General features: G+C 41.2%; 15 protein-coding genes. 6 read left to right on the top strand and 9 right to left on the bottom strand.

From position 1 onward, the window contains the following. Positions 1-252 precede the first annotated feature (252 nt). On the bottom strand, positions 253-1,827 hold the full coding sequence (locus ACVBD2_RS02975; protein WP_461686080.1) for a DEAD/DEAH box helicase: 1,575 nt from the start codon (positions 1,825-1,827) through the stop codon (positions 253-255). 348 nt (positions 1,828-2,175) lie between these two features. On the opposite strand from ACVBD2_RS02975, the gene ACVBD2_RS02970 reads away from it, so the two are divergent. The 6 genes from ACVBD2_RS02970 (at position 2,176) to ACVBD2_RS02945 (ending at position 9,838) form a co-directional block, all read left to right on the top strand. Continuing rightward, a complete protein-coding gene (locus tag ACVBD2_RS02970) occupies positions 2,176-3,492 on the top strand; it encodes an FAD-containing oxidoreductase (RefSeq protein ID WP_461686079.1) in 1,317 nt (438 codons plus the stop codon). A gap of 164 nt (positions 3,493-3,656) precedes the next feature. Continuing rightward, positions 3,657-4,862, top strand: a complete 1,206-nt coding sequence (locus tag ACVBD2_RS02965; protein WP_461686078.1) for a hypothetical protein — start codon at positions 3,657-3,659, stop codon at positions 4,860-4,862. A gap of 588 nt (positions 4,863-5,450) precedes the next feature. After that, on the top strand, positions 5,451-6,206 hold the full coding sequence (locus ACVBD2_RS02960; protein ID WP_461686077.1) for a hypothetical protein: 756 nt from the start codon (positions 5,451-5,453) through the stop codon (positions 6,204-6,206). Positions 6,207-6,502: 296 nt separating this feature from the next. Then, positions 6,503-7,846 (top strand): lipid II isoglutaminyl synthase subunit MurT, encoded by a 1,344-nt coding sequence (gene murT, locus ACVBD2_RS02955; RefSeq protein ID WP_461686076.1) that lies wholly within the window; start codon positions 6,503-6,505, stop codon positions 7,844-7,846. Further along, positions 7,846-8,628: a lipid II isoglutaminyl synthase subunit GatD gene (gene gatD, locus ACVBD2_RS02950; RefSeq protein WP_235098126.1), complete on the top strand. Its 783-nt coding sequence runs from the start codon at positions 7,846-7,848 to the stop codon at positions 8,626-8,628. Before murT ends, gatD begins: the two co-directional genes overlap by 1 nt. Before the next feature lie 127 nt (positions 8,629-8,755). Beyond that, positions 8,756-9,838, top strand: a complete 1,083-nt coding sequence (locus ACVBD2_RS02945) for a M24 family metallopeptidase (protein WP_461686075.1) — start codon at positions 8,756-8,758, stop codon at positions 9,836-9,838. 102 nt (positions 9,839-9,940) lie between these two features. Here ACVBD2_RS02945 and ACVBD2_RS02940 read toward each other — a convergent pair whose 3' ends face one another. The 8 genes from ACVBD2_RS02940 to ACVBD2_RS02905 form a co-directional block, all read right to left on the bottom strand. Further along, positions 9,941-10,402 (bottom strand): ECF transporter S component, encoded by a 462-nt coding sequence (locus ACVBD2_RS02940; RefSeq protein WP_261085890.1) that lies wholly within the window; start codon positions 10,400-10,402, stop codon positions 9,941-9,943. Beyond that, positions 10,380-11,153 (bottom strand): bifunctional hydroxymethylpyrimidine kinase/phosphomethylpyrimidine kinase, encoded by a 774-nt coding sequence (locus ACVBD2_RS02935; protein WP_461686074.1) that lies wholly within the window; start codon positions 11,151-11,153, stop codon positions 10,380-10,382. The genes ACVBD2_RS02940 and ACVBD2_RS02935 overlap by 23 nt, the downstream gene beginning before the upstream one ends. Continuing rightward, positions 11,143-11,892, bottom strand: a complete 750-nt coding sequence (gene truA / locus ACVBD2_RS02930; RefSeq protein ID WP_461686073.1) for a tRNA pseudouridine(38-40) synthase TruA — start codon at positions 11,890-11,892, stop codon at positions 11,143-11,145. The genes ACVBD2_RS02935 and truA overlap by 11 nt, the downstream gene beginning before the upstream one ends. 98 nt (positions 11,893-11,990) lie before the next feature. Further along, entirely contained in the window at positions 11,991-13,142 is a 1,152-nt protein-coding gene (locus ACVBD2_RS02925; protein ID WP_461686072.1) for an MFS transporter, read from the bottom strand. A gap of 112 nt (positions 13,143-13,254) precedes the next feature. Further along, complete coding sequence (locus tag ACVBD2_RS02920) at positions 13,255-13,878, bottom strand: Pr6Pr family membrane protein (protein ID WP_461686071.1); 624 nt, start codon at positions 13,876-13,878, stop codon at positions 13,255-13,257. 2 nt (positions 13,879-13,880) lie between these two features. Next, the gene (locus tag ACVBD2_RS02915; RefSeq protein ID WP_001061598.1) at positions 13,881-14,219 is read right to left on the bottom strand and encodes a zinc ribbon domain-containing protein YjdM; all 339 of its coding nucleotides are present in this window, start codon (positions 14,217-14,219) and stop codon (positions 13,881-13,883) included. A 209-nt stretch (positions 14,220-14,428) separates the two neighbouring features. Continuing rightward, entirely contained in the window at positions 14,429-14,947 is a 519-nt protein-coding gene (locus ACVBD2_RS02910) for a Dps family protein (RefSeq protein ID WP_125838540.1), read from the bottom strand. A 148-nt stretch (positions 14,948-15,095) separates the two neighbouring features. After that, positions 15,096-16,877, bottom strand: a complete 1,782-nt coding sequence (locus ACVBD2_RS02905) for an ABC transporter ATP-binding protein (RefSeq protein ID WP_125838538.1) — start codon at positions 16,875-16,877, stop codon at positions 15,096-15,098. Between the last annotated feature and the right edge of the window lie 4 nt (positions 16,878-16,881).

Here is a 16,881-nt window from a genome sequence, read left to right as displayed (position 1 = left end):
AACATAGAAAAGTCTTTATTTCAATAATTATCTGAAAATTGCTTATTTAATTGCAATTTTGAACAGCAAAAATATTTTAGAAAAAAAAGCGATTTTTTTATTGACATCCTATTTTATTTTTGATATTATAACATTATAAGAAGATGACATGATAAATCCCTTTCCGTTTCACCTATCCTTTACTATCACCATCTTCTTTTACTATCGGTCTCCTTATATATAAAAGCGATTCACAGTGTGAATCGCTTTTTTCTATTTGTCTCCTTTGTTACGAATAACAAAGCCGGTCTTCTTTTCGCTTGAAGTGTTGCGAGGTTTTTTATTGTCTTTATTACGGTAACGTCTGTCTTTATCAAAACGATCATTTCCACGACTGCCTTTTTTGAAATCATCACGGCGACCACCACGGCGATCACGGTCTCGACGGTCGTCTCCATGACGGCCTCCACGACTTCCCTTACCTTTGCCACCGAATCCATTACCTGATGGTTTAAATGGCAGTGGTTTTTCACGCGCAATCTCCACTTCAGGAAGGCTGTCTGGATCTTGGACAGTCAGACTCAAGATATACATAGCCAATTCTTCTGGACTAAATTCGGCTGCTAACTTACGAGCATCTTTAGCAAATTTCTCAAAGTTCCCACGAATGGCTTCGTCTGCGAAGTCTCGTTCGATTTTCTTGAGCGCTACTTGTTTCTTAGCTTGGAAGGCTTCTTCTGCTGTTGCTGGTTTCAAGCCTTTCATGCGTTTCTTAGTCAAGGTTTCGATGATTTGAAGGTAGCCCATTTCATTTGGTGCTACGAAAGTAATAGATTGACCTGACTTACCAGCACGACCTGTACGACCGATACGGTGAACATAACTTTCAGGATCTTGTGGAATATCGTAGTTGTAGACATGGGTCACACCTGAGATATCCAAACCACGTGCTGCCACATCAGTCGCAACTAGAACATCAAGATTCCCATTTTTAAAATCACGAAGGACACGAAGACGTTTATTTTGGTCTAAGTCACCATGAATTCCTTCTGCACGGAAGCCACGGATCTTAAGTCCACGAGTCAATTCATCTACACGGCGTTTGGTACGACCAAATACAATAGCAAGCTCAGGTTGTTCCACATCCATAAGACGTGTCATAGTATCAAATTTCTCTTGTTCCTTGACACGGATATAGTACTGATCAACCAGCTCTGTTGTCAATTCCTTGGCAGCAATCTTGACATGCTCAGGGTCTTTCATAAACTGAACACCGATACGTTTGATAGCATCTGGCATGGTTGCTGAAAAGAGCAAGGTTTGACGATTTTCAGGGACACGGGAAATGATGGCTTCAATGTCTTCAAGGAAGCCCATGTTGAGCATTTCGTCCGCTTCGTCAAGGATCAGGGTTTCAATATCTTGTAATTTCAAGGCCTTGCGTTTAATCAAGTCCAAGAGACGGCCTGGTGTTCCTACCACGATGTGGGCACCAGATTTAAGGGCCTTGATTTGTTTTTCAATGCTGGAACCACCGTAAACTGAGCGAACTTTCACTCCTTTGCTACGGCCAAAGCGGAAGAGTTCTTCTTGGCTTTGGACAGCGAGTTCACGAGTTGGAGCGATAACCAAGGCTTGGATGGTCGCTTCTTCTGTACGGATTTTTTCAAGGGTTGGCAAGCCAAAGGCTGCGGTTTTCCCTGTACCAGTCTGAGCTTGACCGATAACGTCTTTTCCTTCGAGAGCCAAAGGAATGGTCTGTTCTTGGATGGGACTTGCTTCTACAAATCCAGCTTTTTCAATCTCTGCTAGCAAATCAGCAGACAAGTTAAATTCATTAAATTTCACGTTTTTCTTCTTTCTAAAGGTGGTGCGAAGCCACCCTATAGCGCTTAGCATATACTTTTCTTTTCATGATGTATCTTCTTAAAAAACGAGATACCGTGTTGCTTCTTTTCCACGAAAGAAAAGTACGAGTTTCTTTGCAACCTATCTAGTATAACACAAGAGCGGGGCAAAAGATAGTAGAATCCATTAGGAAAATCATGTAAACGATTTTCTAGCAGTAAAGTGGCATGAAAGTTGTTTATCAAAGAATTTGAAGGGAGCATTTCAAGCTCACTTCATTTCCCGTAGCAGATTTGTGCAAAAGTTTTTTTCTTGTGCTAGAATGAAATTCGAATAGGAGGACTATAAATGTTAACATATGATTTAATCGTTATTGGATTTGGTAAAGCTGGGAAGACACTAGCTGGTAAATTGGCTTCAGCTGGCAAAAAAGTTGCTCTCGTTGAACGTAGCAAAGCTATGTACGGTGGAACTTGTATCAACATCGGTTGTATTCCAACTAAAACCTTGTTAGTTGCCGCAGAAAAGGACTTGTCATTTGACGAAGTTATGTCAACAAAAAATACAATTACGAGCCGCCTCAATGGTAAAAACTATGCTACTGTTGCTGGTACAGGTGTGGATATCTTTGATGCGGAAGCTCACTTCCTTTCAAACAAGGTCATCGAAATCCAAGCAGGTGATGAAAAACAAGAACTCACTGCTGAAACTATCGTTATCAATACTGGTGCTGTTTCAAACGTCTTGCCAATTCCAGGACTTGCTACAAGTAAGAATGTCTTTGACTCGACAGGTATCCAAGATTTGGATAAATTGCCTGAAAAACTTGGAGTACTTGGTGGTGGAAATATCGGTCTTGAATTTGCAGGTCTTTACAACAAACTTGGAAGCAAAGTTACAGTCCTAGATGCCTTGGATACTTTCCTACCTCGTGCAGAACCTTCCATCGCAGTTCTTGCTAAACAATACATGGAAGAAGACGGTATTGAATTGCTTCAAAACATCCGTACTACTGAAATCAAAAACGACGGTGACCAAGTTCTCGTCGTAACTGAAAACGAAACTTACCGTTTCGACGCCCTTCTCTACGCAACTGGACGTAAGCCAAACGTAGAACCACTTCAACTTGAGAATACCGATATTGAACTAACAGAGCGTGGTGCTATCAAGATCGACAAACATTGTCAAACAAACGTTCCTGGTGTCTTTGCAGTTGGAGACGTCAACGGTGGACCTCAATTTACCTACATCTCACTTGATGACTTCCGTGTTGTCTACAGCTACCTTGCTGGAGATGGCAGCTACACACTTGAAGACCGTCTCAATGTACCAAACACCATGTTCATCACACCAGCTCTTTCACAAGTTGGTTTGACGGAAAGCCAAGCAGCTGATTTGAAACTTCCATACGCTGTGAAGGAAATTCCTGTTGCAGCAATGCCTCGTGGTCACGTAAATGGAGACCTTCGAGGAGCTTTCAAAGCTGTTGTTAACACTGAAACAAAAGAAATTCTTGGAGCAAGCATCTTCTCAGAAGGTTCTCAAGAAATCATTAACATCATCACTGTTGCCATGGACAACAAGATTCCTTACACTTACTTCACAAAACAAATCTTCACTCACCCAACCTTGGCTGAGAACTTGAATGACTTGTTTGCGATTTAAAATTTCAGATATTCTCCACAAGACAAGCATCCATTTTGGTGCTTGTCTTTTTCTATCCAGTCCATAGTTTCCTTGCAAGATTATTTGTGCTTTTAGCTGTAAAAGCTTATAATATAAGTGTAGGATGTTGTCTTCATTTTCTGTTCAAAAAGGAGGCTAGTCACATGGGAAAGCAAGTTAAATCACCAAAACACTCTCCTTTTTCCTTCCTATACAAAGGAAAAAGTACGGCTATGAAAACACTGGTTTTCTGTGTCAGTATAGTCTTCATTTTTCTCCTACTTTGCTGGGTACTTTTTCGCTTGATTTCACCTCAAAAACAGCGATTCACAGTCAATCAGACTGCTGATTTTTACCTTGTTAATTCGAAATCCATTCAAAGTTATGAGTTGCAAAACGATCAGTTTCAACTCGTAAAGACCGAGGACGTTTCTATTGCAGAAGATGTCAATTTCTGGTTTCCTCAGGGACGGTTTGACAATCGCTATCTCGTCTTTTCATCTGGAAATACCAGAGGGAAGGCATCCACTCAGAACATCGTATCCCTTGACTTTCAGACAGGGGACATCCGGAAAACTTCAACTCCTTTCTATGCTTATTCAGGAGCTGGAGTATCAGACAAGTTCTTCTACACAGGCCAAACTACAACTGAGGATGGGGTGCTCAGTATGTTTGACATCTCTGGAAAGCTGATTACTCAAAAAACATTCTCCGAATCCACCTCCTTTCCGATCCAGTTTCACGGAAGAGGGAATCGCCTCTACCTCGGTCTGGGATTTCATGATGAGTCCCGTCAACGACCCGCTTTAGTGTTTGATGCTTATTTAGTTGAATTGGACGAAAATGATCAACTAAAAGAATTGTCTCGCACACCTCTGACAAGCGAAGGAAAGATCGTTGAAATGTTGACTTCTTCTGAATTAATCGGTGACAATTATTACAGTAGCGTTGCTTATACTCGAAATACAGAAACCTTTTCTAAGGATCCAGACAATCGCATACTTGTCATGAACTTGTCTAGTAAGGAAAAGCACTTCATCACGCTACCTGAGGACAATCCCAATCTTCTTTATAAAACACCGAAAGAAGATCGTTTGATTGTAAAACATGAGGCGGATGGAAATGATCGCTGTGCCTTATCTATTGTCAATCTCTCTGATGAATCTAGCTATCTAATCAATGTTAGAAAAGATTTGCCTGACTCTACCGAAGAGATAATACACATCGATACAAGTTTGACAAACAAGGTATTGGTCGTAACCAATCAACATTTGTTATTGTATTCCTTAGAAAATGGCCAACTTCTAACCAAAACAAAACTGGAACTGAAGCAAAATGACTTCCCAATCGCAACTTGGTTTCAGAACTAATCACTCACAGCCCTCATCGGGCTGTTTTTGTTTCTGCGAAATCTCAAATCTGTCTTTTCTCTCTTTTATGATATAATGTCCAAACTTTACTTAGCAGTCCTAATTATATATTGGGTCTCAGGTCACTCTTTCAAATATCAGCAATACATATGACTTTGAATAACTCGCTTCAGCTCATCGTTTTATGGGTAATTTAAAAAGTATATATTGCAATGATTGTTTCATGCCTAATTAGTAAATTATCCACTCTTTGCGTGGGTCGTATGTGTATTTTCATCGTTTGTGGAAAGGTTTTACCGTTTGCAAATTGATGGTTAAGTCGATATATTTTTTCTTCTTAAATATTTTCTAAATTATTTAATCTTTTTAAAGATAAGAATCACTTTCTAATCAATCAAAGGATACTTCAAATTTCTTCATTCTTGATAATATGAGCAATACCCTGCAAAATGTTTAAACTTTATCATTGTAAAAAATATCGAAAGAAATCCCATATTACATTAGTATATATTTGGTATGGGATGAAATTGACTTTCGAAAACATTAACTATATAATGTCTGTAAACAAGAAATAATGAGGTAACGATTATGAATAAAACAGAATTACTGTTACAAAGACTAGATGATATTGGTCAGTCTCTAAAAGATTCTAGACAAGCACTAGCTTTGCTGGCACTTGGTTCTTGCGGAGTAGAAAGAGACCGATTGGATCAATACTCAGATTTGGATTTTTTTGTTATTGTAAAAGATGGCTACAAGCAGGCCTATATACAGGATCTAACTTGGTTAAGTAATCTAGAACCAATTGCATTTCACTACCAAAATACAGTGGACGGACATAAAGTTCTATTTGAAGATGATGTTTTTTGTGAATTTGCTATCTTTGAAGCTCATGAACTAGTAAACATTCCCTTCGCTGAAGGCAAGATTGTCTGGAAGGAGGTCGGTTTTGATGAAACAATCTGCCAGCCACAAAGATTGCCATCAAAAGAAAATAGAGACCGTGAATGGCTGTTGGGAGAAATTTTATGCAATCTATATATAGGACTAGGTCGCTATCAACGAGGCGAAAAATTGGCTGCTTATGATTTCATTCAAAACAGATCCGTCAAGCTTTGGACCGAACTAATCAATTTGGAAAAAACTTCTAAATCTGATTTTATAGATATTTTTAACAGCAACAGAAGATTTGAAAAAGGTTATCCAAATGAGGCCAAACAATTGCCTCACTTCTTGCAAGGTTACGAACGAATTTCTGAATCTGCTCAGGCACTCCTAGAATATCTTGATAAACACTATCCTCTTAACGCATTTATAAAAGAAAAAATTCGTAATTTATTATAAAAGAGACTTTCCAAAAAATGATCTAAATCCCAAAAGTTAGGTATCTTTGTCAGTTATAATGGATTAATGAAATTTTAAAACCTGTAGAGGATAATTGATGTCCTCTCCTTTCTTATATTCAGAGTGAGAAAGATTTATTTCTTAAAGTTGCCAAAGTTATCAAATCCAAAGATATTGTATTTGATTGGTTTGGTTTAATCAGAACCTAAAAAGCACTTCTAAGGTTACTTCTTTAGTTGATCTTAGAGGTTACTTTAGTTATTGGACTGCTGGGCGCAGTATGATATAATAGAAACATGAAATTAAAAACTACTTTGGGCCTCCTAGCTGGACGTTCATCTCACTTCATCTTGAGCCGTCTCGGCCGTGGAAGTACGCTCCCAGGAAAACTTGCCCTTCAATTTGATAAAGATATTTTACAACATCTAGCTAAAAACTACGAGATTGTCGTGGTTACTGGAACCAATGGAAAAACCCTGACAACTGCTCTCACTGTTGGCATTTTAAAAGAGGTTTATGGTCAGGTTCTGACCAATCCTAGTGGTGCCAACATGATTACGGGGATTACAACAACCTTCTTGACCGCCAAATCTTCTAAAACTGGGAAAAATATTGCCGTCCTCGAAATCGACGAAGCCAGCCTATCTCGTATCTGTGACTATATCCAGCCTAGCCTTTTTGTCATCACTAATATTTTCCGTGACCAGATGGACCGCTACGGTGAGATTTACACAACTTATAACATGATTTTGGATGCTATCCGTAAGGTGCCTACGGCTACTGTTCTCCTCAATGGTGACAGTCCACTTTTCTACAAGCCAGCTATTCCAAATCCTGTACAGTATTTTGGTTTTGACTTGGAAAAAGGACCAGCCAAACTAGCTCACTACAATACCGAAGGAATCCTCTGCCCTGACTGTCAAGGCATCCTCAAATATGAACTCAATACCTATGCTAACTTGGGGGCCTATATCTGTGAAAATTGTGGTTGCAAACGTCCTAATCTCGACTATCGCTTGACAGAACTAGTTGAGTTGACCAACAATCGTTCTCGCTTTGTCATCGACGGACAAGAATACAGTATTCAAATCGGTGGACTCTATAATATCTACAATGCCCTTGCTGCGGTTGCCATTGCTCGTCACCTTGGCGCAGATTCGCAACGGATCAAGCAAGGATTTGACAAGAGCCGTGCTGTCTTTGGACGCCAGGAAACCTTCCATATCGGCGACAAGGAATGTACTCTCGTCTTGATTAAAAACCCAGTCGGTGCAACCCAAGCTATCGAGATGATTAAACTAGCACCTTATCCATTTAGTCTATCTGTCCTCCTCAATGCTAACTATGCAGACGGAATTGACACTAGCTGGATCTGGGATGCGGACTTTGAACAAATCACTGATATGGATATCCCTGAAATCAATGCTGGCGGTGTTCGTCATTCTGAAATCGCTCGTCGTCTACGGGTGACAGGCTATCCAGCTGATAAAATCACTGAGACAAGCAATCTGGAGCAGGTTCTCAAAACCATTGAGAACCAAGACTGCAAGCATGCTTATATCCTAGCAACCTATACTGCTATGCTTGAATTCCGCGAACTGCTGGCTAGTCGTCAGATTGTTAGAAAGGAGATGAACTAATGGTTTATACTTCACTTTCCTCAAAAGCTTGCAACTACCCTTATCAGCTCAACATCGCCCACCTCTATGGAAATCTCATGAATACCTATGGGGACAATGGAAACATCCTCATGCTCAAGTATGTAGCTGAAAAGCTGGGGGCTCATGTGACGGTTGACATCGTTTCTCTCCATGATGACTTTGACGAAAATCACTACGATATCGCCTTTTTCGGTGGAGGCCAAGACTTTGAACAAAGTATTATCGCTGGAGACCTTCCTGCTAAAAAAGAAAGCATTGACAACTACATCCAAAAGGACGGTGTGGTTCTTGCAATCTGCGGCGGCTTCCAGTTGTTGGGGCAATACTATATTGAGGCTTCTGGAAGACGCATCGAAGGGCTTGGTGTCATGGGACATTATACCCTCAACCAAACCAATAACCGCTTCATCGGTGATATTAAGATTCACAATGAAGAATTCGATGAAACCTACTATGGATTTGAAAATCACCAAGGCCGTACCTTCCTCTCAGATGACCAAAAACCACTGGGACAGGTTGTCTATGGAAATGGAAACAATGAAGAAAAGGTCGGCGAAGGGGTTCATTATAAGAATGTCTTTGGTTCCTACTTCCACGGACCTATCCTCTCTCGCAATGCCAATCTAGCTTATCGCCTAGTCACTACTGCCCTCCGGAAAAAATACGGTCAGGATATCCAACTCCCTGCCTATGAGGACATCCTCAGCCAAGAAATCGCTGAAGAATACAGCGACGTGAAAAGCAAGGCAGACTTTTCTTAAAGAAATGAAAGCTATATCAAAGAACTCCACTATCTTTTCGGAGTTCTTTTTGCCTGCTCTTTTACCCTTCTCTCTTGCATTTTCTCTCTTTTTTTGCCAAAATAGAGGGGTAGAAAGAAGGTAGCATATGTCTAAATTACAACAAATCGTAACATATCTTGAATCAGAAAAACTAGACGTCGCTGTCGTATCTGACCCCGTCACTATCAATTACCTCACTGGCTTTTACAGTGATCCCCATGAACGCCAAATGTTCCTCTTTGTCCTAGCGGATCAGGAACCTCTCCTCTTTGTCCCAGCTCTTGAAGTAGAACGTGCAAGCAACACTGTTTCCTTCCCAGTTGTGGGTTATGTAGATTCTGAAAATCCATGGCAAAAAATCAAAAACGCTTTGCCTCAGCTCGACTTCAAATATGTCGCTGTTGAGTTTGACAATCTCATCTTAACCAAATATCATGGCTTAAAATCAGTCTTTGAAACTGCTGAGTTTGAAAACCTCACTCCTCGTATCCAACGCATGCGCCTCATCAAATCAGCTGACGAAGTGCAAAAAATGATGGTTGCAGGTCTCTATGCTGATAAAGCTGTCAAAGTTGGTTTTGACAACATTTCTCTTGATAAAACAGAAACAGACATCATTGCCCAAATTGACTTTGCCATGAAACGTGAAGGCTATGAAATGAGCTTTGATACCATGGTCTTGACTGGCGATAACGCTGCAAATCCACACGGCATTCCAGCAGCTAACAAGGTTGAAAATGATGCTCTTCTCCTCTTTGACCTCGGTGTTATGGTTAATGGCTACGCCTCAGATATGACTCGTACGGTCGCTGTCGGCAAACCAGACCAATTCAAAAAAGATATCTACAACTTGACCCTTGAAGCCCAACAAGCTGCTCTTGACTTTATCAAGCCAGGTGTGACTGCCCATGAAGTGGACCGCGCTGCCCGTGAAGTCATTGAAAAAGCTGGTTATGGTGAGTACTTCAACCATCGTCTCGGTCACGGTATCGGTATGGATGTCCACGAATTCCCATCTATCATGGAAGGAAATGACATGGTCATTGAAGAAGGCATGTGCTTCTCTGTTGAACCAGGTATCTATATCCCTGGCAAAGTCGGTGTCCGTATCGAAGACTGCGGTGTTGTTACCAAGGATGGCTTTGACCTCTTCACAAGCACCAGCAAAGACTTGCTTTATTTTGATTAATATTCTTCGAAAATCTTCCCACAATAAAACGCATAATATCAAGGTTTTTCAACAACTGATATTATGCGTTTTTCTGATTTTTAGAACTTTTCTCCAGCCGCTTTACTTAATTTTCTTAATACTCTGACTAAGCACAAACCCTACAACCATTCCCACGATATTTTGCAGGAAGTTTGGTAGGATTTCTGGTAGGGCTGCCGCCCAGCCATTCATCAAAGTTGAACCCAAGGCGTAGCCTCCTACCATGACAATAGTTGCTAAGATAAGGCCTAGCCACTGAGATTTCCCTTTAAATCCTGCGAAAAATCCCTGCAAGCCATGGTTTACCAAGCTAAAGAACATCCACTGTGGATAGCCTGATAAGAGGTCAATCAAGAAACCTGCTAGTCCTCCAACGACAGCCCCTTCACGACTACCAAAGTAGAAGGCTGCAAAGAAGACACCCGCATCTAAGAGAGTTAGAATGCCTGTTGGTGTTGGGATTTTTAAGAAATAACCTAGAACCACAGAAAGGGCTGTCAAAAGAGATACAAGGGCGATTTTAGTTGTTTTGGTTTGCTTCATATTGTCTTACTCCATATTGATCTGCTTGTGCAATGGCACGGTAAACGAAAGCTTTAGAGCTCTCTACTGCTGTTAAAAGTTCATCCCCTTTTACCAAGTGACTGGTAATGCTTGAGGCAAAGGTACAACCTGCACCAGCATTTTGTCCTTGGATAACGGGATTTTCTAAAATCGTAAAGTTTTTTCCGTCATAAAAGACATCTACTGCCTTGTCCTGACTGAGACGATTGCCTCCCTTGATAACAATCGCTGGCGCGCCCAAATCATGCAATTTTTGTGCTACTGTTTTCATGTCTTCCAAGTTTTTAATCTCTTGATCTGCTAGCAATTCTGCTTCTGGGAGATTAGGCGTAATCACACTCACATGAGGGAAAAAGCGAATCAACTCTTGACAGAGTTCACTAACAGCCACATCGTGCGTCTCCTTGCAGACCAAAACTGGGTCCAATACCACAGGCACTCCCGGACGTTGCTTGATAAAGTCCAATGCCTTCTCAGCCACACTGACAGTAGGGAGAAGACCAATCTTAATCCCTGCAAAGTCCACATCAAGCAAACTATCCAACTCATGTTGAAAAATGACATCATCCGTAGGAAAGACTTCAAACCCCTTTTCTGTCAAGGCTGTCAAGCAAGTCACCGCTACAAAACCATGCAAGCCATTCAAGGTGTAGGTCGCCAAATCAGCTGACAAACCTCCACCACTAAAAATATCATTTCCAGAAAGTGCTAAAATACGATTATTCTTCATAACGAATCTCCTTTAAATACAAGCCATTTGGTGCTGCCGTTGGACCTGCAAGCTGCCTGTCTTTTTTCTCCAAAATCAGGTCAATCTGCTCAACTGACATGCGGTTATTGCCGATTTTGAGAAGAGTTCCCACCATATTACGAATCTGCTTATACAAGAAACCATTTCCTGAAAAGGTAAAGGTCAAAAACTGGCCTGTCTCATCCACCCTAAGACTCGCTTCTGTGATGGTGCGAACCTTATCCTCTACACTGGTCCCAGAAGCTGTAAAGCCGGTAAAATCATGGGTTCCTTCTAGCTTTTTGATTGCCATCTGCATCCGTTCCACCTCGAGCGGATAAGGAAAGTGAGTGGCATAGTGACGGCGCATAGGATTTTTAGGACGGCCCCTATCCACGATAAACTCATAGGTCTTGCTATGCTTGGCGTAACGGCAATGAAAGTCATCTGCCACAAGCTCCATCGAGATTACATCGATATCTTCAGGAGATTGGGTATCCAGGGCAAAACGAAGCTTCTCCTCATCCATCTGATAAGGTAGATCAAAATGAATAACCTGACCAAGGGCATGAACCCCACTATCCGTCCTACCAGCACCGTGAACAGTGATAGCCTGTCCTTTATTCAGTCTCGTTAAGGTTTTTTCGATTTCCTCCTGAACGCTCCGCGCATGGGGCTGACGCTGAAAACCAGCAAAGGCATAGCCATCATAAGAAATGATTGCTTTATATCTTGTCATGTGTCTATTTTATCAAGAAATATCTAAGCAAACAAGTTCAAAGAAAGGGAATTGTCTGGGTACAAAATTCCCAAAAAGAAAAACTTAGGAAACCAATCCTAAGCTCTCTTTTGAAGTGCGTACATAACAAAGATAGAAGTGACAATCAACCAGCATCCTAGAATGGTGAAGACCAACATACCGTTTTGAGTCACCAAGCCAATCGCCCCAAGAATGAAAGGTGTTGTAAAGGCTCCAAAGCTGCATCCTAGCACTGCAAAAGATGTTGCCTGATTAAGGAGCTTGGCTGGGATTCTTTCAGAAAGAAGCTGAAAGACAGTGGTCAAGGCCACACTGTAAGAAAAACCTGCCACAACACTTCCAACTACCATCACACCCAATGACGGAGACAAGGCAATCACAATCTGCCCCAATCCAAAGGTGATACCTGACCAAAGGAGCAACCTTTCTTTAAACAGAGAAATAAAGAAAGAAAAACTCACACCTGCCAAGATACCAATCAACTGCATGATACTTAAAACCAAACTCGATAACTGGGCATCCCCTAGACCTCTTTCCACCATCAGACTAGGAATACGAATGGTGATAGCTGTATTGGTGCAGACAACAACTGCTGCTTCGACAGCCAATAGAAAAATTAAGCCTTTCATCTGTCCTGTCAAACGAGTTGTTTCGGCCTCTTTTTTCTTTGTTTCTTTCTTTTCTTTCCCATAAGGGACAAAGAGCAGATAAAGGATCAATACTAAAAATCCCGCACTGTAGGCCAAGAAGGTCACTGTCCATCCCAAGGATAAGAGTTGACCTACCACTAGAGTCAAAATCGACGCCCCGACAACTTCTGCTGATCCGCGGAGACCCAGCATCTGAATCCGTGTCTTTCCATGATAGCGTTCGCTGATGATGGAAATGGCCTTGGCATTGATCATCCCCACGCCCAAACCAAATAAAATCCGCATCGCAAAGACAAAGTTGTAATCCTGATACCAGAAAGGGGCTGTTCCCCCGATAGAGAGGATGAGAAGTCCTAGACTAATCTGAAGTCGTTCAGGAAGCAAACGCTCCAAAAACCCATTTAAAACCAGCATAATCATGATTCCAAAAGAAGGGAGACTGACCAGGAGCTCGATTTGTTCTTTGGGGTAGCCTTGATAGTAGTCAAACATGGCTGGCAGAGCACTTGAGATGGAAAAGGAGGTAATCAAAACGAGGGAGAGAGCCAAAATACTAGCCCGTTCTAAAAATTGTTTCATGAATTTTCTTTCTGTATATTTCTCACTGTTGATCCTTTTAAAAGGAAGGTGGCAAGAAAAGAAGGAGCCCGATTGAACTAAAGACTCCGTCCTAACTTTCCTAATAGGAAGACTATTTTCGCTTGATTTGCTTGATCAGATAGAAGATAAAGCCTGCAACCATATACGCTGCAAAAATGATCAAACACCATTTGATGACCACGTCCCAACCCTTGTTCACATTTAAAAAGAAATAGGGGAAGGGATTGTCCTTGGAATTTGGAATATTGAGTTTTAAGACCAGGCCGTTAAACAAGGCAAAAATCATATAAACCAAGGGCAAGATGGTCCATAAGACTGAATCCCAAATCTTGTATTGACCCTGTTTATCAAAGAAGAGGGTGTCGGCTAAAAACCAGAGTGGAACGATATAATGGCAAAGGAAATTTTCCACACGGTAAAAGTCTGTCGCAATCGGAGCAAGCATAAAATGGTAAATCACACAGGTAATCATGATACTCATGGTAACGCCACCCTTGAGACGAAGCAGGGTCGGACTTTGCCAATTTTCACCTGAACGGCTCATCACACGGAGCAGATAGCCAGTGAAAATCGTTACCAGAAGATTGGACAACACTGTGTAGTAAAGGAGCATACCAAAACCACCATGCTTGGTGATCTCTAAATAAACCCCTGTAAATGCCGCTAAGAACAAGAGCACACGACTATAAAAGATAAATTTGTAGTTCAGTTTCATGGCTAGATTTTCTTAACAAACTCTGACTTCAATTTCATAGCTCCAAAACCATCAATCTTACAATCGATGTTGTGGTCGCCTTCTACGATACGGATATTTTTGACACGAGTTCCTTGTTTCAAGTCCTTTGGCGCACCTTTTACTTTCAAGTCCTTGATAAGGGTTACAGTATCTCCGTCAGCCAATTTATTTCCATTGGCATCGATAGCAACAACACCTTCTTCTACTTCTGCAACTTCTGCAGGGTTCCATTCATAGGCACACTCTGGGCATACCAAGAGATTTCCATCCTCGTAGACATATTCTGAATTACATTTTGGGCAATTTGGTAAGTTGTTCATAAGTCCTCCTTAAACTAACAATTATTCTTTAAAATTCATATGTTATTGAACAGCAACTATTATACCGTAAAATCCTACTTTTGACAATGTGTCCTAAGTCTAGCAGACAAAAAAGTCATGCAACTTTTTACAGTTACATGACTTTTAAAAGATGATTGGTCATGGGCACTTATCAAGCACCTCATGATAAAAGGGGTAGCAACTATATCTTACAGACCAGGAGCTTGTCCTAGTTCTGCCGCAATCATCCAGACTGTTTTTTCAAGGTCAGCCTTAGCACCAACGAAGATATCATTAGTAACATCATCACCTTCTTCATCTGTTACATCCAAAGCTTTTTGGAAAAGAGTGATGAAGTAACGATAAATTTCAAGGACACGTTCCAAACTTTCTTCTACATTACGGAATTCTCCAACTTCTTCTTCGATTTCACTGTGTTGAAGAAATTCTGTTAATGTAGAGTATGGTTTGCCACCAAGTGTAATCAAGCGTTCGCTGACTTCATCAAGGTAACCATCTAGGCTATCCATGTATTCATCCATCTTAGGATGCCATACTTGGAAACCACGACCACGCATGTACCAGTGTACTTGGTGAAGGGCAATGTGAGCCACATACAAGTCTGCTACTGCTTGGTTAAGCACTTCCTTTGTTTTTGCTAGCGCTTCAGGCGCTGATTTAGATAATGTTGTTACGTCTTTTAATGCATCTTTTTTCAATTCAACCATTTTTTTCACCTCGTAAAATTATTTTTGTAACCATATTATTGATTACTACCTCAGTATACCACTCCAAGTAGACAAAAGCAAGAAAATTAACCCATATTAAAAAAGTTGTAATTGACTGATAATTTAAGAAAAATTTAGCTTTATTTTATTAGCTGACTTGATCAGATTTGCTCGAAAATTGGCTTTGGTACAGATCATAATAAAAGCCTTTTTCTTGGAGCAAGCTTTCATGATTTCCCTGCTCAATAATCTGTCCATCCTTAAGAACGAGAATCTTATCCGCTTCTTGAATAGTAGAGAGACGGTGGGCGATGACAAAGCTTGTTCTTCCCTTCATCAAGCGTTTCATGGCTTTTTGAATCAAAAGTTCCAAACGGGTGTCAACAGAGGAAGTCGCTTCATCCAAAATAAGAATTTTAGGATTGGCTAGGAGAGCACGCGCGATGGTCAAAAGTTGTTTTTGTCCGAGGGAAATATTGCTGGACTCTTGGTTCATCTCCATGTTGTAACCACTAGGAAGCGTTCGGATAAAGTGATCTACATTTGCCGCTTTGGCAGCTTCTATTATTTCTTCGTCACTGGCGTCAAGATTTCCAAAACGTAGGTTTTCTTTGATCGTACCTTCATAGAGCCAAGCATCCTGCAAGACCATCCCAAACTGACGGCGGTAGTCTTGTCGTGACAACTGGCGAATATCCTGCCCGTCAACCAAGATTGCGCCTGCTGTGACATCGTAAAAGCGCATAAGCAGATTGATCAAGGTCGTCTTACCAGCTCCAGTAGGACCAACAATCGCCACCATCTCTCCCGGTTGAACTTCCAGATTAAAGTCTCGAATCAATGGTTTGTTTTCAACATACTGGAAGTCAACATGTTGGAAGGTCACCTGACCTGTTAAGGGTTCAAGGATTTCGAGTTCTTCTCCCTTGACTTCCTCTGTCTCATCCAAGATATCGAAGATGCGGTCTAACGAAGACTTAGCACTTTGCATTTGACCCGCAAGTTGTGTGATGTTTTGGATAGGCTGGCTGACCTGCCAAACGTACTGAACAAAGGCCTGCATATTCCCCACTGTCAAGCGACCCGCAATCACTTGCAAACCACCAAGAACTGCAACGATCAGATAGGTCAAGTCCGATACAGCATGAAGGGCTGGCATCATGAGCCCAGAGATAAAGCTGGCTTTAAAGCCAACACGTTGGAGGTCGTCTGTAATCTTAGAAAATTCTTTATGAGAGGATTCCTCACGACCGTAGAGTTTCAAGACATTAAAACCTGTAAGATTTTCCTGCACATAGCCATTCATCCGTCCTAAAATAGCCGCCTGTTCTTTAAAATAAGGCTGAGAACGTTTCAGGATGCTTCTGGCACCGAAATAGGTCACTGGAATGGATAGAATCACCACTATAGCCAGTTGAAAGTTCAAGTATAAAACCATTCCCATGACAAGGACAATCGTCAGAACGGCATTGACAATTTGGAGGAAAGACTGTTGAAGAGCGTTGGACACTGTCTCAACATCACTGGTAAAGCGCCCCAACAAATCACCAAATTGGTGTTTATCAAAGAAAGATACTGGGATACGATTGAGCTTTTCAGTCATTTCATTTCGCAGATCCTGAGTCATAGACTGGACTGCATTGGTCATGAAATAGTTGGAATAATAAGACCCAAGTTCATATAAGAGACCTCTAAAGAGGTAAATGATTAAAACAGTTCCGATGTAGCCAGTATTGATATGAGCGCCTGCAAGACCATTAGCCATATCTAAGAGATTCTTTGTCAACTCCGTAATGGCTAACCCCAATACAAAAGGCTCCAAGACACTCATGACTACGCTTAAAACTTTTAGAAAGACTGCAAAAAAGACAGAAAAACGGTAGGCTTTCAAATAGCTCCACAAACGAGCCAAACTAGATTGTGTTTTCATATTT

This window comes from Streptococcus sp. KHUD_018 (genome assembly GCF_054861215.1).
Note: the sequence above shows the minus strand (reverse complement) of the source record. Positions and strands in the feature narration are given on the sequence as shown.

Excerpts from the sequence above, each read along its gene's own strand:
- ACVBD2_RS02970 (WP_461686079.1), top strand. The coding sequence starts at position 2,176 with ATGTTAACATATGATTTAATCGTTATTGGATTTGGTAAAGCTGGGAAG.
- ACVBD2_RS02965 (WP_461686078.1), top strand. The coding sequence starts at position 3,657 with ATGGGAAAGCAAGTTAAATCACCAAAACACTCTCCTTTTTCCTTCCTA.
- ACVBD2_RS02960 (WP_461686077.1), top strand. The coding sequence starts at position 5,451 with ATGAATAAAACAGAATTACTGTTACAAAGACTAGATGATATTGGTCAG.
- murT (WP_461686076.1), top strand. The coding sequence starts at position 6,503 with ATGAAATTAAAAACTACTTTGGGCCTCCTAGCTGGACGTTCATCTCAC.
- gatD (WP_235098126.1), top strand. The coding sequence starts at position 7,846 with ATGGTTTATACTTCACTTTCCTCAAAAGCTTGCAACTACCCTTATCAG.
- ACVBD2_RS02945 (WP_461686075.1), top strand. The coding sequence starts at position 8,756 with ATGTCTAAATTACAACAAATCGTAACATATCTTGAATCAGAAAAACTA.
- ACVBD2_RS02940 (WP_261085890.1), bottom strand. The coding sequence starts at position 10,402 with ATGAAGCAAACCAAAACAACTAAAATCGCCCTTGTATCTCTTTTGACA.
- ACVBD2_RS02935 (WP_461686074.1), bottom strand. The coding sequence starts at position 11,153 with ATGAAGAATAATCGTATTTTAGCACTTTCTGGAAATGATATTTTTAGT.
- truA (WP_461686073.1), bottom strand. The coding sequence starts at position 11,892 with ATGACAAGATATAAAGCAATCATTTCTTATGATGGCTATGCCTTTGCT.
- ACVBD2_RS02925 (WP_461686072.1), bottom strand. The coding sequence starts at position 13,142 with ATGAAACAATTTTTAGAACGGGCTAGTATTTTGGCTCTCTCCCTCGTT.
- ACVBD2_RS02920 (WP_461686071.1), bottom strand. The coding sequence starts at position 13,878 with ATGAAACTGAACTACAAATTTATCTTTTATAGTCGTGTGCTCTTGTTC.
- ACVBD2_RS02915 (WP_001061598.1), bottom strand. The coding sequence starts at position 14,219 with ATGAACAACTTACCAAATTGCCCAAAATGTAATTCAGAATATGTCTAC.
- ACVBD2_RS02910 (WP_125838540.1), bottom strand. The coding sequence starts at position 14,947 with ATGGTTGAATTGAAAAAAGATGCATTAAAAGACGTAACAACATTATCT.
- ACVBD2_RS02905 (WP_125838538.1), bottom strand. The coding sequence starts at position 16,877 with ATGAAAACACAATCTAGTTTGGCTCGTTTGTGGAGCTATTTGAAAGCC.